The sequence below is a fragment of the Arthrobacter sp. JUb115 genome (assembly GCF_004365035.1).
Lineage (GTDB): Bacteria > Actinomycetota > Actinomycetes > Actinomycetales > Micrococcaceae > Glutamicibacter.
In genome coordinates, this window is record NZ_SOBS01000009.1 from 136571 (window position 1) to 152857 (window position 16287).

Here is a 16287-nt window from a genome sequence, read left to right on the forward strand (position 1 = left end):
CCCAATGAGTTGGGGGCGTATCGTGACTGCTTCGGTGGGAAGTTTTGCTGTCATTGCAAGCCTCACGATTTTGGGTTGCCTCACTGGCACGCCTGTCCTTATAGCTGCATTCGGCTCTTCGTGCGTCTTGGTTTTTCTTTTGCCCGAGTCCCCCATGGCTCAACCGATCAACGTGGTTGGCGGCCATGTCGTATCAGCATGCTGCGGGCTGCTAGCCCGAACATTTTTCCGATCGTGTGGTGGAGCCTCGCACTTTCTGTCGGTGTATCGATAGCGGCGATGGCGTTGTTGCGTGTCACACATCCGCCAGCTGGAGGTAATCCCATAGCAATTTTGCTTGCGTATGAGGGATGGGACTACCTTATTTTTCCGGTCCTGTTGGGGTCGGTGTTTGTGGCGATGTGTGGAGTGGCTTTCCGAATCGTGATGATGCAAAAACGAAGCACGTCAACCATGAGAGCAATTGATTGATTGAATTTTCCTGAAACATCGCGTGAGAAAAGAAAACGGAGGTCAGCATGGGTGAAAGGGAGCACATACGCTATTTGGAAGTGCAAGTGAATGCAAAACTGGCAGAAATAGTGGCACTCAGGAAGGAACTTCACTGGGCGATCCGCGACGCTTTGCAGGGTGGGGCAGGGATATCGGAGTTGGCAATATCCACAGGCATGTCGAGAAGTGAGATCTGCAAGATCCGTGATTCTGACCAATGACCACAACAATGGCTATCGTACCAGCGAGTTTGGGGAGCTAGGAGTCGTAACCGATCCGTCCCCCATCGCGATCAAGATGCGATTTATAGCAGGGATCGACACGGCTGATCGGTGCCGCGCCTGCAGCGAGAGCTTCAGAATAATTCGCATACGGCGTGTACGCCTGCTGCTCTCCGTCTCCCCGCTTAGCTCATCTAATCGGGTTGCTTCTCACGAAGGATGTTGAAATTCATTCGAACATCTCGAAGAGCTCTGAGTATTATCTGCGCGCCGGGCACCAGCCGATTAGTGAAAGCCAGAACGGTACAGCAGGATGAGGGGGCTACGGATGCATAGCCATTTGAAAGGCCGCATGCCTGACGATGCTGCGGGTGCCAACTACTTCGCGTCAAACTATTCTCGGCCCTTCACCAGCTTCATCGTCAAATGCGACGTGATATGACGAACCCCTGGAAGCTTCGTCATCTTTTCAGTCTGAAAACGTTCGTAGGCGTTGCCGTCTGGAACGTGAACAGTAACGATATAATCAGGAACCCGTACACCCGGCGAACCTCCGGAACTTCTTCAAGCGCAGCTACTGACGACTCGAAATTCTCGACAGTATCTCGGTCAGTCATCGTGATCTCAATGGACATCACCACGCAAAACCCGCGCCCCGACGCAACAGGATCAATCGCCGCGTAATACCCGGAAATCACTCCGCTCTCTTCAAGCCGCTGCACTCGACGCAAACAAGGGGCAGGAGTCAGCCCCACCCGTTTGGACAGTTCAAGATTCGTCAGGCGGCCATCTTGCTAAAGTTGAAATATAATTTCCTGATCTATCGAGTCAAGCTTCATTTCATTGCTCATGAGCACATGATACTGCAAATATAAGCAATCAAATTGGGCAGAATTTTCCCTATCATTGCTATATGAGTTTGGAATCATCGGTATCGGACGAGCTGGTCCCCTCTCGGGCAGGGGACACCGCGCGAGGTCAGAGTGTAAGCGGTATCTAAAACCACGGATTTTCAACAATGACCGTGCGATGTAGTGCACTGTGCGCATAATCTTTGGAACCCCACGCGATACTGAGCTTCTTCGAAGCTGATAAATCCTTCGATGCTTTGGTACCGATCTCGGCGACCAATTGCTCAATGTTCTACGTCCCCATCTCCGGTTCTTCTACCAGTAGGCATCAGCCATCTGCTGATACGCGCTCCAAAACAGTTGCACCAGCTCGAGCTTCGCAACGTTAATAGGTCTTCAACGCACGGCTTCTGTCTTCGGACATTGAACGCCTGTTTGGCACGACCGCAAGGGCAGCATTCGTATGATTCATGTTCTACAAACACTGTGGTCTGGAGCCATTCGGAGGATAGAGCTCGCGAGAGCAACGAATTTTCAGTTCTACCCTTACGGTTCAACTCCCGGTTGGAAATATCTTAGCGAACAGCATTTATGAAAACTCATGAAAACATTGCATTCTAGTGAAAACTATGTGATGCTAGTCATGTTCAAGGAAGAGTTTGCGAGTTCACGAGGTGCATATGGTCACGCTTAAGTCGGTTGCTGCTGAAGCCGGAGTGTCGCTAGCGACTGCATCTCGCGCGTTCAAGGATTCGAACTTGCTTTCGGCAGATACGCAACGAAAAGTAGTTTCCGCCGCACTGAAGCTTGGATATGACATTCCCGTACAGCGAAAAGCGCAACACACATTTGCTGTGGTGGTTCCGGATTCGTCTAATGCCGTTTACGCAACGATGATGAAGTCGATCCAAGAACGTGCATGGTCTGGGCGTCACCTGATCTACAGTGCGGACACAGGCGAAGATCCACTACGCGAAATCGAGATTCTCTCCACCATGGGGAGAGCAGTCGACGGGATCGTATTATGTTCGCCGCGAGCTGGATCTAGCGCGATCAAAGGAGCTGTCGGGGCGACTCCAACTGTCGTTATCAATGGAGAGGTTGACCCGCTTCCTCAAATTCTGATGGAAACTGAGAACGGGTTGCACCAAGCCGTCGAGCATTTGCATTCACTGGGGCATCGGCATATTGCATATGTGGCTGGACCCAAAATGTCGTGGGCGAATACCCAAAGGCATAGGCAGATAGCCGCAATCTCTGAGTCGTATTCCATGCAGTTGACGGTCATGCGCAACCAGGCAGCTTCCACTCATGGGGGTCTCGCGGCTGCGGCCTCGGTAGCGGCCTGTGGAGCAACTGCCGTCATTGCTTACAACGATCTTGTCGCGCTAGGCCTGGAAGCCGGCTTGCGGACCTTGGGAATGCACTGTCCGGAAGACATCAGCATTGTTGGCATCGATGATCTTGACGTTGCCGCAATCGCCGACCCAGGAATGACCACCGTCAGACTCGGAATCAACGATTGTGGAACTGCTAGTGTCGATCAGCTCATCAAGCTGGTGGAACAACACGAAGTGACACAACAAACCACAAAACTCGAATCCCAGCTCATTGTCCGAGGCTCGACTGCTCGAAAGATTCATCAGTAAGGTTCTGGCTCGTTAGCAAAGAATTCTAGGATTCCCTAGAAAATCCCATCTCAACACTTGGGTTTACTTGGTGTGCCCAAAATGAAAGTGGTGTATTCATCATGAAGAAAACGTTTAAGGCAGCTGCTCTCTCGTCATTGGCAGTCCTGGCATTACTCACTTCGTCTTGTGCAGGAGATTCAGGTGCGCCTGTCAAGAATGTTGATTTTCCAGAAGGGTCGACCATGGCCAAGATCGCGCAAGCGGGGAAAATCAAACTGGGAGCTTCGCCCAACCAACCCGGCCTTGCGGAACTGAACCTCCAGCAGGAATGGGAAGGGTTCAATATGGACTTGGCCGAATACCTAGCGGGTACCTTGGGAATCGAAGCCGACAACATCGAATGGGTGCAAACAACTGCGGCTAACCGAATCCCGTTCATTGAGCAGGGAAAGATCGACATGTTCGTCACCGCATTGGCGATGACTCCAGAGCGTGAAGAGACGGTCAACATCTCCGGTCCGTATCTAAAGACCAGCCCGCAGCTGATTGTCCGCAAGGGTGACGCCGAGAAAATGCAGACACTCGAAGAAATCCCCAAGGGCACCAAAGTCTGCGTACTTCAAGGAAGCCAAGGACAGCCACGTGTAGCCGAAGAAATCCCGCAGGCCGAGATTGTCGAATTCAACGTGTTGACCAATTGCATCCGTGCACTTGAACAAGGAACCGCGGATGCCGTGGACTCAACTGCCCCGCTATTGGCAGGATTCGTTGAAGAAAAGCCAGATGTTTTCGAGTTCACCCCAATCAAGTACGGCGAAGAAGAACGTTGGGGCATCGGCATGTCAAAGGACCGCAGCGATCTGTGTGAATACCTCAATGAAAAACTCAATGAGGCCTTCGACGACGGAAGTATCGTGAAAATGTGGGATGAGCATATGGGCAAGTCAGGTCTTGAAGCTCCGGCCAAGCCTGAGGAAATGACTGGCTGCTAAGCCATCCCTCAACTAAGGAATAAGCCCATGAACGCAGTCATAGAAAACTTTGATGTATTCATTGCAGCATTCGGCAAGACTATATTGCTGGCCATGATCTCCGGGATGATATCGATCGTCTTCGGCTTGATACTTGCCTCATTCTCGATCTCTCCGTCTAAGTTCCTCCGCGTGGTCAACGCGGTATACGTAGGCCTGATGCGCAATATCCCCGCTGCGGCGCACCTTTTCTTCACGATTTTCGTGCTGCCTTTGCTCGGCGTGAAACTTTCTTTTTTCGCACTGGCTTGCATCGGAATCACCGTATACTTTTCGGCGTATTTCTCCGATGCGTTTCGGTCAGGAATCAACGCTATCGGACGTGGCCAGCTGGAAGCAGCCCAAGCGCTGGGACTTAAGAAGAGCAAGATTCTTCGCCAAATTGTCTTTCCGCAAGGGATCCGAAACTCCGTACCCCCTTTGATCAACACCATGATTGCGCTCATCAAGGTGACTGCAATTGCTGGCGTGTTTGGCGTCACCGAGCTGTTTGGCGGAATGCTCCAGCTCATTAATACAAATGATTCAGCCGTAATAGCACTCATGGTGTTTACAGCTCTTCTCTACTCATTACTCACCATTCCTGCCGGATATATTGCAGGAATCGTGGAACGTAAGGTGGTGTTCACGACGTAATGGCAACTACAGCATCTTTCTTCGAAACTCCTGGGCCAATTGAACGACGGCGAATTCGCCTTGGAATCATGGGAGGTTCCATTCCCATTGCGCTGCTTTTGGTGCTTGCCTCCTTCACCCTCCACGAGCAGGGATTATTTGACGCGGAGCGCTGGGAAGTTCTCACGACCCCGGATCTGCTCGAAGCACTAGGTAAAGGATTATGGGCTACCACCAAAGTAGCCATCGTCTGTGTCCTGCTTTCGCTTGTCGTAGGACTCCTGTTGGCATTGGGGCGTTTGTCCCATCGGAAATGGTTGAACACGCTTTGCCGGATCTGGATCGAAGCATTGCGCGGGTTGCCTGAACTACTTTTAGTGTTCTTTATCTACCTCGGCATCCCGGCAGTTACCGGCTGGTCCATTAACACTTTTTGGGCCCTGGTCGTAGGTCTGGTTTTATACGAGAGCACTGCGATGTCAGAAGTGTTCCGTTCGGGATTCATGGCACTTCCTCGTGGCCAAACCGAAGCAGCACATGCTTTGGGGCTACGCACGGTGAAAACGTTGCGCTTCATCCAGCTACCCCAGGTGGTCAAGCTCGTTCTCCCAAGCTTAGTCAGTGAGATGGTCCGAGTTACCAAGGCTTCGTCATTGGGCTTCGTCATCGGATACACCGACCTATTGCTCACTGGTGAGCACGCAATCGAATTCCTCGGCGGAGAGTACGCTGTGCCGATTTTCGCAGCGATTGCCCTGATCTACGTGGCTATCTGCCTTCTGTTGGGAATAATCTCCTCACTTCTCAGTCAGCGAGTTTCCTAGACCGCGCTCAAATTCTCAAGAAGCGGCAATCGTTCCTTGTCACTCACTTCTAGTAAAGGTTATTCAGCCATGCCTGCAAATGAACCGATGATTTCCATCCAAGGGGTCGAAAAATGGTTTGGACAATTTCATGCACTCAAGAATGTCAATCTCGATGTCAGTCCCGGTGAAGTCGTAGTCATTCTCGGCCCGTCCGGATCGGGGAAGTCAACCTTATGCCGCACCATCAACCGTCTGGAGCCAACGTCCGAAGGGCGCATCATCATCGATGGCAAAGAGCTGCCCTCGGAGAGTAAACCATTGGCTCAACTGCGAGCTGAAGTCGGGATGGTTTTCCAGCAGTTCAACCTCTTCTCTCACATGACCGTGTTGGAAAACGTCATGTTGGCGCCGGTCCAGGTACTTGGGCAGAAACCGGCTGAGGTCAAGGAACGGGCACTCCAGTTGCTTGAACGTGTTGGAGTTGGCCATCAGGCCAACAAGCGACCCAGCGCGCTATCTGGAGGGCAGCAACAGCGTGTGGCAATCGCCCGAGCTCTGGCAATGAAACCGAAGGTCATGCTTTTCGACGAGCCGACCTCGGCCCTGGACCCGGAGATGATCAAGGAAGTACTGGACGTGATCGTAGAGCTCACGGGCGAAGGCATGACCATGGTTGTGGTGACTCATGAAATGGGCTTTGCCCAGACTGCTGCAGACCGAATCATCTTCATGGCTGATGGCGAAATCGTCGAGGAAAACACCCCGGCCGAGTTCTTCTCCTCACCCAAGACAGCCCGTGCTCAAGATTTCCTGAGCAAGGTTCTCTGATTTTCACCTTGTACAGCTTGAACTGAAGTGCTTCCAGCACCCCACATGCCACGAAGGAAATAGCATGCCTGCCAACAGAACAATTACTGCTGCTGAGGTTTTTGTCAGTAGTCCAAGCCGAAACTACGTCACCCTCAAAATTACAACAAGTGACGGGCTCGTCGGCTATGGCGACGCCACCGTCAACGGCCGTGAGCTATCCGTCGCCAGCTACCTCAAGGATCATTTGTGCCCTGCGCTGATCGGACGCGATGCCGAACGTATTGAAGATACCTGGCAGTTCTTCTACAAAGGCGCCTATTGGCGCCGCGGCCCGATCACCATGGCCGCCATCGGCGCCATCGACATGGCGCTGTGGGATATCAAGGGCAAGGCTGCCGACATGCCGGTTTACCAGTTGCTAGGCGGTGCGGCACGGGACAAGATCCTGACTTACACCCATGCGACGGGTTGGGGATTCGAAGAGCTCATGGACTCGGTAGCCCAGCGCCAGACCGAAGGTTTCCGGGCAGTTCGGGTTCAGTTTGGTGTGCCAGGGCTGGAGAAAGTTTACGGGGTGACCCGTGAAGCGGCTACCTACGAACCAGCTGGACGTGGCATTGGACCCGTAACAGAAGACTGGGATAGCGCTGCTTATCTTCGTACCGCACCGCAGATGTTGGCCCGGGTACGCGATGCGGTAGGCGACGAATTGCATCTGCTTCATGATGTGCACCACCGGCTGACACCCTCCGAAGCCGCGCGATTGGCCCAAGACCTCGAGGTTGTCCGTTTGTTCTGGCTTGAAGATGTCATGCCTGCCGAAAACCCGCAGCTACTTCGACAGGTCAGGAACCAGTCCACGATTCCTCTGGCCATCGGCGAGGTTTTTAATACGATTTGGGATTGCCAGCAGATTCTTACCGAACGGCTTGTCGATTACATCCGCTGTGCGGTCGTACACGCTGGCGGAATTTCCCACATGCGTAAGATCTTGGCTCTTGCCGAGGTATTTAACGTTCAGGGCGCGCCTCATGGCCCATCCGATGTTTCGCCTATCAACATGGCAGCCTCCTTGCATCTGGGCTTGGCCACCAGCAACTTCGCTATCCAGGAACATATGGGCTACGACCCCCTGGTATCCGAGGTCTTCACCTCCCATTACACCTTCAACGACGGCTACCTGCATCCATCCGATAAGCCGGGCCTGGGTGTTGAGTTCGATGAGAAAGCAGCCCGTAAGTTCGAATACAGGCAGGCATATTTGCCCGTTGCCCGTAATCTCGACGGTTCTGTCAAGGACTGGTAGGCCATGACGGATCACGTAGAGCGCAGGCCTCGAAATTTCGGGCCCGGGATTATCCATCTAGGACTGGGCAATTTTCATCGGGCGCATATGGCGACCTATACCCGAGCCGCGATTGATGCCCATGGTGGTGACTGGGGAATCATCGGGGTTGCCAGTCGTACGGCCGCAGTAGTTGATGCTATGAAAAAGCAGGACTTCTGTTATACGGTCGCTCAAATTTCACCAGATGATTATTCCTACTCGGTGCCCAACGTTCATACTGATGCGCTGGTTGCGGCCAATGAAGGAGAGCGACTTCTAGAACTGATAGCAGACCCGCGTATTAAGATCGTTTCGCTGACGGTAACCGAGAACGGCTATACCTTCGATCCGGTAACCCGTCGTTTAAATTTGGCTGATGCCCGGGTCCAGCAGGATCTGGACGGCCATGAACTTCCGGTGACTCCCATTGGGCAGATCGCCCTTGGGCTCGAACGCCGCATGCTGGCTGGCAACGGACCGGTGACAATCTTGAGTTGTGACAACCTATCCCATAATGGGGCACTGACTAAGACTCTTGTAGCAGATTTCATCGCCGAGCTACCGCAGGGAAGGGGAGTTTCCTTGGCATTATGGATTCAACGCAATGTCACCTTCCCTTCCACGATGGTCGATCGCATTGTGCCTTCGACGACGCAGGAACTTATTGATCAGGTGACGTCGGCAACGGGATACACTGATGCAGTTCCAGTCCCGGCTGAACCTTTCAGCATGTGGATTATTGAAGACAACTTTGCTGCAGGACGTCCGCAGTGGGAAGCCGGCGGGGCCATCTTCAGCGACGAAGTCGACAAGTTCGAACAGCTCAAGGTGCGATTGCTCAACGGAACACACTCGCTCTTGGCATATCTGGGCGCGCTCTCCGGGGCAGCAACTATTCCCGAGTCTGTCTCCGACCCGTGGATCGCAGATGCAGCTCGAAAGGTGTTGAGAGAAGAATACCTTCCAAGCGTCCAAGTCCCTCAGGGAGTGGATGTCCGCGCCTATGAGGCAGAGCTCTTCGGACGTTGGCGCAACGTGGCCTTGGGACACCGCACGAGCCAAGTAGGATCGGATGGCTCTGTGAAGCTGCGCGAACGCGTGCCTTTCCCTAGCCAGCAATTGCGTGAAAATGGGCAGAGTCGTGAACTATTGGCCCTGACGGTGTCCGGCTATCTCAGCTGTGTCAGTCCGCTACCCGGTTTTGATCCGGGCGAACATGCGCGGGCCATGCAAGATCCGTTACGAGAGGTCTTGCGCGAGCGCACCGCAGCAGCCTCGAACGGAACAGAATTAGCGCATATCGCATTGGCCGAGCTTCGGTTCCTCGGTGATGATGTCGCCGAGGACCAAGAATTTATCGCTCGCGTGGGGCGTTATGTGGATCTTCTGCACAGTTCAGGGCCACGTGAAGCTTTGTCCGAGGCAATGAATACAACGGAATGGAAAAGGGCATGAGCCAGAACACTAAATTCGCGAGACCGGTATCTCCCCGTTTGCAATCTGCTCCGGTGATTGCTGTGCTACGTGCGGAACACGCACGTGACTATGCCCCAGTGATCGAGGCCTTAATAGCAGGGGGTATCGTGAGCGTGGAATTAACGCTCAGCACCCCTGGAGTTATTGAGGAACTGCCAGTTCTGCGGCGGCAATTTGGGAACTCAATCGACCTCGGGGTGGGAACGGTGACCGCGCTGTCGGAGGTTGACCCACTGATCGATGCGGGTGCCGACTATCTCGTCACGCCAACCACACGGCCAGGAATCATAGATCGCGCGGTATCCCGTGGGGTACCGATATTTCCAGGAGGACTGACGCCCAGTGAATTGCATGACGGGTGGACACTCGGCGCGAGCGCGGTGAAGGTCTTCCCAGCTTGCGTATTCGGACCTAGCTATATTTCTCATTTGCGCGGACCGTTCCCCGAGATCCAGGTGGTCCCTTCCGGCGGCGTCTCATTGGAAAGTGCTGTTCAGTGGATGCGAGCTGGTGCATTAGCTGTCAGCCTCGGTGGCCCGTTATTGCTCGACGCATTTAAGGGCGGAGACCTCAAATCGCTGAGCGAGCGTTCGGTTCGCGTTGTCGAACAGGTTAAGGAATTCAGCGCATCATGAGCGAAACGCATTGGGAAAAAGCGGGACAGCCCGAAGCAGTGTTGACCTTTGGAGAAACCATGGGGTTGTTTCGAACCTCGCCTGCCGGACCGCTCGCTAATGCAAACGCCGCCTCAGTCGGGGTTGGCGGTTCAGAATCCAACGTGGCCATAGGAATTCAGCGTCTCGGCGGTCAAGCCATTTGGTGTGGTCGTGTGGGAGAAGATCCCATTGGTTACAGAGTCCTGCGGGAAATCCGTGGCGAAGCTGTCCTTGCTCATGCTGTAATAGACACGACGGCCCCGACCGGTCTGATGGTCAAAGAGCAGCGTACCAACCAGCATCAGCGTGTTATGTATTATCGCGCCGGCAGCGCAGGTTCGAAGCTGGAGCCCAGCGATATCCCGGATCCGATACTCGAACGAGCCGGGACGGTTCACCTTACGGGAATTACTTTGGCGCTCTCGGATTCGGCTCGTGCAACGTGTTTCAGCATGGCACGCAGGGCAAAAGCTCGCGGGTTAAAAGTGTCCTTCGATGTTAACTATCGGGCTCAATTGTGGAGTCAGAGCGACGCGACTAGGGTCATTACCGAAATCTTGGCTCTTGTAGACATTGTTTTCGCCGGCGAGGATGAAGCACAGATGATCGTTGGGGAAGGTGATCCCGTGACGCTTGCAGAACGCATGAGCTTGCTGGGTCCGGCGGAAGTAGTCATCAAACGAGGGTCTGAAGGTGCTTTGGCGCTGGATAACGGAGTTGTAAGTGAAGTTTCCGCCATCCAGATCCAAGTCATTGACACTGTTGGTGCAGGCGATGCTTTTGTCTCCGGATATCTGACCGAGCGCTGCGCTGGAGGTACGGTGCAACAGGCATTAGCTACTGCCGTGCGAGTTGGTGCTTTCGCTTGTCTATCACCAGGCGATTGGGAAGGACTACCTTCACGAGCCGAGCTGCATGTTTTGGATAGTAGTGAACCAGTGCTTCGCTGAGACATGATGAGATGCCTCAGCGGGAGAAAAGTTTCGCAGAGGACCTGCGGTGGGCTCGGGCGAGGGAATCCGCCTCAAAGGTGAGGGAACTTGTGAAGAGGGCTGCCGAGAAAGCCACGTCCATCGCCGTTACGTGGAAGCCCAGCATCTTCGATGAGCCAGCGGATACGCAAGACGAACCGGAATTCTATCCTATGGCATCGCGTGGTTTTTGTGTTGCCAGTCGCCTGCCTGGTACCTGGCACTTGGTGCCTGGTGGATGGGGGACGTATCATCGGGCGGGCTGCCGGCAAATCGGGCGGGCTGCCGGCAACGCGGCTGCCGGCGCCTTCCGCGGGGACAGGGGCCTTCTTTGGGGCAGGTCGCGGGGACGGTCGGCTGGTGGTACGTCCCCGGGTTTCCTTCAATGGCTGCTCTCGAAGGCCAGAATCTGGCTGCTACCGGGATCTGGTGGCGATGGGGGGCAGGTCGTCCTGGGCGCGGCCGCGGTGGTATGTCCCGGGGGCTGCTCACCTGGTGAGGATAGGCCTTCCCTGTTCTGGTACATGCCCAGGGGCCCAGAGTTCTCCAATGCGGGGCTTCCACTGCGGATCATGTGCGGCACTTTGTACCCACCGCGTTACTTGTGCAGAGGGTTGGGGCGCTTGCTGGGGTTGCTTGCCTCTCGGCCAGAGAACCTTCCTTCTCGCTGTGGCGCTCGCTGTTCAACGCTTGTCTCAGCATTTGCTGGGATTCAGCTAGTGGCTCGTCGGTTCTGCAGTCGGCATTCTGGACCGGGCGGGGTCGGAGAGCGATTCCGCGCTGCGCCTGGTCTCATGGTTTGGGCAGGGGTGCTGGATGGATCAACGTTCCTGTGGGTGATGGCTGGTAGGTTTCATCTCAAGCATCTGAATAAAGGAACTTGAAAGGGGAATGGCGATGCGTTGGGCATGGCTTGATGGTGTACAGCAGATCTACGCCTCGGACTTGCGAGAACAAGACCGCGAGCCCTATAGAGGGCGCTGGAGCTGTCTCGACCAGGATTGCGGAGCGCCAATGAGATGGCACATACGCTCCAAGAGCGGTGGTTCTGCCTACTTTTGGGGGCGCCACTCAGACCATTGCCGGTTTAGATTGAAGAGCGATGAGCAGATTGAACTGCAACGAGCTGTCGAAGAATTCAACGCTATCGCCAACACCGCGGACGAGCTGGTCATCCGTCTTGATCCTCTGCCCCAGAACCGGCCGGTCACCGACAACACCCCCGGGGCCACTGGATCACCGGGGCGGACCCACCGGCATCAAGGCGCTGACAGACAGCGGCGTGCAGGGTCGGTAGGCTACGGGCCTTTGCTGGGCATGCTGATCGATGACCCAGATTTCCGCCACAGCAGAAGGGCTTTAACGCTGAGCGATCGAACCCGCACGACGATCGCCGATGGTTGCGTTCACGTCGATGAATTCACCCTTAGAAGCACCACAATGATCCTCTGGGGACAGGTCCACCACGCACGAGGATATTTCCTGGATACCGGTTACGTGAATGAGAAAAAGCCTGCCGTCAGACTCCACAAAGAGGTGCTCGCCGAGCTGCTGCAAGCCAAGAACCTGGAAAGTATCAGCGACTTCAGCGGGTGGTACTTCATTGTCGAAGGCCACTTCCAGGAAAACGTTCAAGGCGCACCCTACATGTCGCTCGACAATGCCCAGAAGATCGCTTTTCTCCCACCCCAGATCTCAGCGAGCTAACCCGCAAAGGTTGGGGGGCATACCCAGCGAGGACCAGCCGGCGCCTTCCTGGACCAGGGACTCGCCCCCGGAGCTCTGAGCATGCTCCTTGGACGCTGGCTTCATGCCTTGCGCCGCCGTGTAACCGTTACCAGGAACTAACACAGTGAGGCCGTGGTGGCTTCACCACGGACTGGACGATGGGGCCCACGGTCTTGAAGCATAGGCGGCATGATGCGCTGCAGGCCGGTGGGGACATACCGTCATGCGGCGCTGTGGGAGTGGATCCACTCTTCGGGCGCCATCAACGAATCAGTTACTCGTTCGGCCGGGCCCGGCGGCTAGAAGTGATAGTACGTCCCTTTCCAGGCGCTGCCCCAGACATTGATCTCAGGCATACACGCCAAGGGCCGTGGGCAACAGTGGGTTAGCACCCCGAGGAACTGGTATCGATCAGGCACTGCCCTTGGCCTGCAGCTATGTTCTTTGGTTTCCTTCAGCAACAGAACCCCGACGACCACGGAAGATCTCTTCATCCTGGGACCCGCCCCGAGTGCGGTACGTCCCCCACCTGCCCCGTCTCATCTGCGCTCGCCGTCCTATCTCGCCTGGTAGCGAACGGATCTTGGGTAAGGCTGAACTGGCGGGGTGATGGTTCATGATTGGGATATCGATAGATCGCCGAAGCACTTGTGAAGTTTTTGAAAGGAACCGTAGATGGAGCAGCCTCAACTAGGAGTTCCGCCGCAGCCGTTTGTTTGCGATGGGCGGGTCGACCGGGAGAAACTCGTGGAGTTACTGGGGGCCCAGGCAGAGTTTTCTTCGCTTGATTTCAAGCGCAGCATCGACTTGAACGACAAGAGCAAGAAGCTGGAGTTCATCAAGGACTGCGCGGCCATGGGAAACCAGCCAGAGGGCGGTTACCTCGTGATAGGAGCTGAAGATAACGGCCGCCCTGTTGAGGGGACTGACTTCAGTGGTCAGAACCTCGATTCAGCAGCCCTTAAACAAGTAGTCGAAGGTTACGTGGATGGTCATATCGACGTCCGCTCGCAGATTCACACCATCACTCATGAGGGACGGTCATATCAGTTGGCGGTCATATACATTGCGCCCCCGCGCGATGGCTTTCCTTTGGTGACTAAAAAGCTAGGAGCAGTGCCTAATGGAAAGCCGATCTTCCAGCAAGGCGCGGTCTATACCCGGGAGGGTTCGCAGAACGTCCTTGCCTCCCATAAGACATGGGAGCAGATTCTGCATAAGCTGCAGCAACAGGTGCGCTCAGCAGCCCGCGCGGATGTCGATGAACTGATCCACCGGGTCGTGGCGCAAATGGGTGCTACAGGTCCTGCACATCCGGTAGCGCCTGACCTTGACATGGACCTACCGACTTTCACCGCGTCAGTACGAAAAGTCCTCGAAATTAATCAGTCGTCCATGCTTAAACGCGTGATTCTCACTGGAACCTCGGCTTACGAACAAGCCATCGAAGACGATGACCGCCGGGTTGAGATTCTCGATAAACTCACTGCTCTTGCCTGCGAAGCCTGCGTTTTTGATGACACTGACACCCTGATCAAAGTGACCGATGCGCTTTACAAGGCCTATCAACGCAATTACGAGAACGCGACGATCCTCAAATACAGCGCTATACGCTATGGTCTGGAAATCATCTCCAGAGTCATGGTCGTTGGATCTTTGGCGCTGAGAACCGAACACTATGAAGTTCTGCGCTCAATAGTGCTGCACCCCATCGGTACGTCCCCGTATGGGTATAAATCATGGATCCGCCACGGGCTCACCGAAGCATCCCGTGCCAACCTCTTTGACAACGACAAGGCTGGTGTTGGGATGATCTCTGCTGCTCGGCAGATCCTTGTAAACACACCCCAGTTGAGCCCGGACTACATGCCTAAGGAAGCATCGGTAGAAGATCAACTCGTATCGATCCCTGATGCATTACTTGACTCGCTGTTGCAGTTCGATTTCCTCTGGTGCTGCATAGCTCTTAATGAGAACCCTGGGAATGGCCACTATGAATTTTATCCGAGCTGCGCTGCCTACCGGCAGGATCGTATCCAGCCGATTCTCGAAAAGCTCGACGGGGAGGACGACACTTTCCGAACCCAGATTTTCGGGGATAACTCAGATGAACAAATCGCGGGGGTCATCAGCGAGGTCTATGATTTGGCCCGAAAGCAGTCTTTCAATTACGGCGGGTATTGGCCCAGTAGCGACCAGGCGTTTGGCGCTGGCTTTATTCAGAGCCAAATAAAACCGCCGTCATCCTCTTGGTAGATAACTTGCTATGCAACCAGCGGCCTTGATGCGCTGCCAGGCACGGCGGGGGACATACCTCCACAGCGGCGCCCGAAGAGTGGATCCGTGCTTCGGGCACCATCAACGAATCAGGTCTTCGCTCGACCATGTCCGGCGACTCGTCGATGGTCGGCCCTTTTCCAGATGCTGACCCCCGGAGGGCGATCTCAGGCACCTACCCCAGAGCTCAGCAAGCTAACCCGCTGCCAGCCAGCTGGGGGACGTACTGTCCGGCAAGTGATCTGCAGTAGGGCTGTCGGCGCCTTTCTTGAATGGAGCCCTTGCCCCCGGGGAGACAAGCGGTACGTCCTCGGCTTCCTTCAGCCGCAGCAAGAGAAGACCACGCAAGCCATCACCTGCCTGGGCTTCGTCCCGCAGGCGGCACGTCCCGCCATGACATCCACTGCACCTTGTTCCTTGGGCGCTCACCGTGTCGAGGGGTGGTGAGTCCGCTGTTGTGGTGCACTCGTCATAGCTGGTGTTTCCAGTGCTTTTCGCCGTTTTCGTTGCTTCGCCACTGTGGTTGTCGGTTGTGGTGGCTATAGTCGTCCTCATGAACTTGAGCATGGATGTCCCAGAGCTGACCGAACGGATCGCCAAGAAGCACGGGGAGAAGATCGAGGCGTTGTTCCGGAAGGTCACTGGACCCCAGGGGCATACCGGACCAGCAACAGTTGATGCCCCTTCGCGCCGAATTCCCGGTCTGGGACCAGTGAAGTCATTATGGGATCCCCTGGTCGATTTGACCTTGGGATCAGACATCTCTGATTTGTCGTGGCTGACCGAAGGCAAAGTGGCTGAGGGGACTTGCCTGACCTTGTCGATTGCGGGCCATCACCGCGTCACCGGCTCCAGAGTGCCGTTGCCCTCTGGGGAATGTGATGCGTGGCTGTGGGCGATTTACCCGCAGTGGGCCTCTGAAGCCTACCGGGCCGGGACGTTGAGCGGCGTTGACCAGCGGTTGACCACGGTGTATTACCGGGTGTTCTTTGATGCCGCGGGGGAGCCCATGCAAAAGCCTGAGCATTTCACTCATCCGGGCTTACGTCCGCTCAACGAACTGTAGAGACTTGGGATTTTCCTCAAGCGCGTGAGGGGGCATTATTATTTTCCGTGCAGGTTTTTGAATGGCCTGCATGCCTCCCGCAGCAGGTCACCTGATGGTGGGTCCGCTGTTCCTATAACCCAAGAAACCGGTAGGGATTCTAGGGCAACCCTTTCCAGCGAGGCAGAAAACTCATCAACGCAGGCTTAGCTCAGGTCCAATGGCACAAGGAAGGACGAAACCGAAGCGCCGGTATCCATCCTCAACACAAAGATCTACACACCGCGAGACAAGTTCACAAACCCAATGCCGGCTACCACTCACAACGCCTGTGAGGCTTATACCTCTTG

14 protein-coding genes and 2 pseudogenes are annotated in these 16287 nt (G+C 55.0%); 13 read left to right on the plus strand and 3 right to left on the minus strand.

The features are described from left to right. Positions 1–4 precede the first annotated feature (4 nt). Positions 5–471, plus strand: a pseudogene (locus tag EDF61_RS19225) (HPP family protein). A gap of 279 nt (positions 472–750) precedes the next feature. Here the strand turns inward: EDF61_RS19225 and EDF61_RS15080 are convergent. The 3 genes and pseudogenes from EDF61_RS15080 to EDF61_RS15085 all read right to left on the minus strand — a co-directional run. After that, positions 751–852: pseudogene (locus EDF61_RS15080) on the minus strand (excalibur calcium-binding domain-containing protein); the annotation flags it as partial. A gap of 254 nt (positions 853–1106) precedes the next feature. After that, positions 1107–1235, minus strand: coding sequence for an Lrp/AsnC ligand binding domain-containing protein (locus tag EDF61_RS19125; protein ID WP_286172283.1), 129 nt, complete (start codon positions 1233–1235; stop codon positions 1107–1109). After that, the gene (locus tag EDF61_RS15085; RefSeq protein WP_286172281.1) at positions 1175–1468 is read right to left on the minus strand and encodes a winged helix-turn-helix transcriptional regulator; all 294 of its coding nucleotides are present in this window, start codon (positions 1466–1468) and stop codon (positions 1175–1177) included. The genes EDF61_RS19125 and EDF61_RS15085 overlap by 61 nt, the downstream gene beginning before the upstream one ends. Before the next feature lie 776 nt (positions 1469–2244). On the opposite strand from EDF61_RS15085, the gene EDF61_RS15090 reads away from it, so the two are divergent. The 12 genes from EDF61_RS15090 to EDF61_RS15145 all read left to right on the plus strand — a co-directional run bounded on the left by EDF61_RS15090 (position 2245) and on the right by EDF61_RS15145 (position 15958). Next, positions 2245–3213, plus strand: a complete 969-nt coding sequence (locus EDF61_RS15090; protein ID WP_133834624.1) for a LacI family DNA-binding transcriptional regulator — start codon at positions 2245–2247, stop codon at positions 3211–3213. A 224-nt stretch (positions 3214–3437) separates the two neighbouring features. Continuing rightward, complete coding sequence (locus tag EDF61_RS15095) at positions 3438–4187, plus strand: transporter substrate-binding domain-containing protein (protein WP_166650838.1); 750 nt, start codon at positions 3438–3440, stop codon at positions 4185–4187. A 27-nt stretch (positions 4188–4214) separates the two neighbouring features. Then, positions 4215–4862, plus strand: coding sequence for an amino acid ABC transporter permease (locus EDF61_RS15100; protein WP_133834626.1), 648 nt, complete (start codon positions 4215–4217; stop codon positions 4860–4862). Next, complete coding sequence (locus tag EDF61_RS15105) at positions 4862–5665, plus strand: amino acid ABC transporter permease (RefSeq protein WP_133834627.1); 804 nt, start codon at positions 4862–4864, stop codon at positions 5663–5665. The genes EDF61_RS15100 and EDF61_RS15105 overlap by 1 nt, the downstream gene beginning before the upstream one ends. Positions 5666–5734: 69 nt before the next feature. Next, entirely contained in the window at positions 5735–6475 is a 741-nt protein-coding gene (locus EDF61_RS15110; protein ID WP_133834628.1) for an amino acid ABC transporter ATP-binding protein, read from the plus strand. Positions 6476–6539: 64 nt separating this feature from the next. Further along, positions 6540–7763 carry a D-mannonate dehydratase ManD gene (gene manD, locus EDF61_RS15115; RefSeq protein ID WP_133834629.1) on the plus strand — a complete coding sequence of 408 codons (1224 nt, stop codon included), beginning with the start codon at positions 6540–6542 and terminating at the stop codon, positions 7761–7763. A 3-nt stretch (positions 7764–7766) separates the two neighbouring features. Beyond that, positions 7767–9239, plus strand: coding sequence for a mannitol dehydrogenase family protein (locus EDF61_RS15120; RefSeq protein ID WP_133834630.1), 1473 nt, complete (start codon positions 7767–7769; stop codon positions 9237–9239). Continuing rightward, positions 9236–9895: a bifunctional 4-hydroxy-2-oxoglutarate aldolase/2-dehydro-3-deoxy-phosphogluconate aldolase gene (locus tag EDF61_RS15125; protein WP_133834631.1), complete on the plus strand. Its 660-nt coding sequence runs from the start codon at positions 9236–9238 to the stop codon at positions 9893–9895. Before EDF61_RS15120 ends, EDF61_RS15125 begins: the two co-directional genes overlap by 4 nt. Next, positions 9892–10866: a sugar kinase gene (locus EDF61_RS15130; RefSeq protein WP_133834632.1), complete on the plus strand. Its 975-nt coding sequence runs from the start codon at positions 9892–9894 to the stop codon at positions 10864–10866. Before EDF61_RS15125 ends, EDF61_RS15130 begins: the two co-directional genes overlap by 4 nt. Before the next feature lie 912 nt (positions 10867–11778). Next, a complete protein-coding gene (locus EDF61_RS15135) occupies positions 11779–12594 on the plus strand; it encodes a hypothetical protein (RefSeq protein ID WP_166650839.1) in 816 nt (271 codons plus the stop codon). A gap of 696 nt (positions 12595–13290) precedes the next feature. Continuing rightward, positions 13291–14871: an AlbA family DNA-binding domain-containing protein gene (locus tag EDF61_RS15140; RefSeq protein ID WP_133834634.1), complete on the plus strand. Its 1581-nt coding sequence runs from the start codon at positions 13291–13293 to the stop codon at positions 14869–14871. A 574-nt stretch (positions 14872–15445) separates the two neighbouring features. Then, complete coding sequence (locus EDF61_RS15145; protein ID WP_133834635.1) at positions 15446–15958, plus strand: hypothetical protein; 513 nt, start codon at positions 15446–15448, stop codon at positions 15956–15958. Positions 15959–16287 lie beyond the last annotated feature (329 nt).

Bases quoted from the DNA above. Each gene is read 5' to 3' on its own strand.
- EDF61_RS15090 (WP_133834624.1), top strand. From the start codon at position 2,245: ATGGTCACGCTTAAGTCGGTTGCTGCTGAAGCCGGAGTGTCGCTAGCG.
- EDF61_RS15095 (WP_166650838.1), top strand. From the start codon at position 3,438: ATGGCCAAGATCGCGCAAGCGGGGAAAATCAAACTGGGAGCTTCGCCC.
- EDF61_RS15100 (WP_133834626.1), top strand. From the start codon at position 4,215: ATGAACGCAGTCATAGAAAACTTTGATGTATTCATTGCAGCATTCGGC.
- EDF61_RS15105 (WP_133834627.1), top strand. From the start codon at position 4,862: ATGGCAACTACAGCATCTTTCTTCGAAACTCCTGGGCCAATTGAACGA.
- EDF61_RS15110 (WP_133834628.1), top strand. From the start codon at position 5,735: ATGCCTGCAAATGAACCGATGATTTCCATCCAAGGGGTCGAAAAATGG.
- manD (WP_133834629.1), top strand. From the start codon at position 6,540: ATGCCTGCCAACAGAACAATTACTGCTGCTGAGGTTTTTGTCAGTAGT.
- EDF61_RS15120 (WP_133834630.1), top strand. From the start codon at position 7,767: ATGACGGATCACGTAGAGCGCAGGCCTCGAAATTTCGGGCCCGGGATT.
- EDF61_RS15125 (WP_133834631.1), top strand. From the start codon at position 9,236: ATGAGCCAGAACACTAAATTCGCGAGACCGGTATCTCCCCGTTTGCAA.
- EDF61_RS15130 (WP_133834632.1), top strand. From the start codon at position 9,892: ATGAGCGAAACGCATTGGGAAAAAGCGGGACAGCCCGAAGCAGTGTTG.
- EDF61_RS15135 (WP_166650839.1), top strand. From the start codon at position 11,779: ATGGCGATGCGTTGGGCATGGCTTGATGGTGTACAGCAGATCTACGCC.
- EDF61_RS15140 (WP_133834634.1), top strand. From the start codon at position 13,291: ATGGAGCAGCCTCAACTAGGAGTTCCGCCGCAGCCGTTTGTTTGCGAT.
- EDF61_RS15145 (WP_133834635.1), top strand. From the start codon at position 15,446: ATGAACTTGAGCATGGATGTCCCAGAGCTGACCGAACGGATCGCCAAG.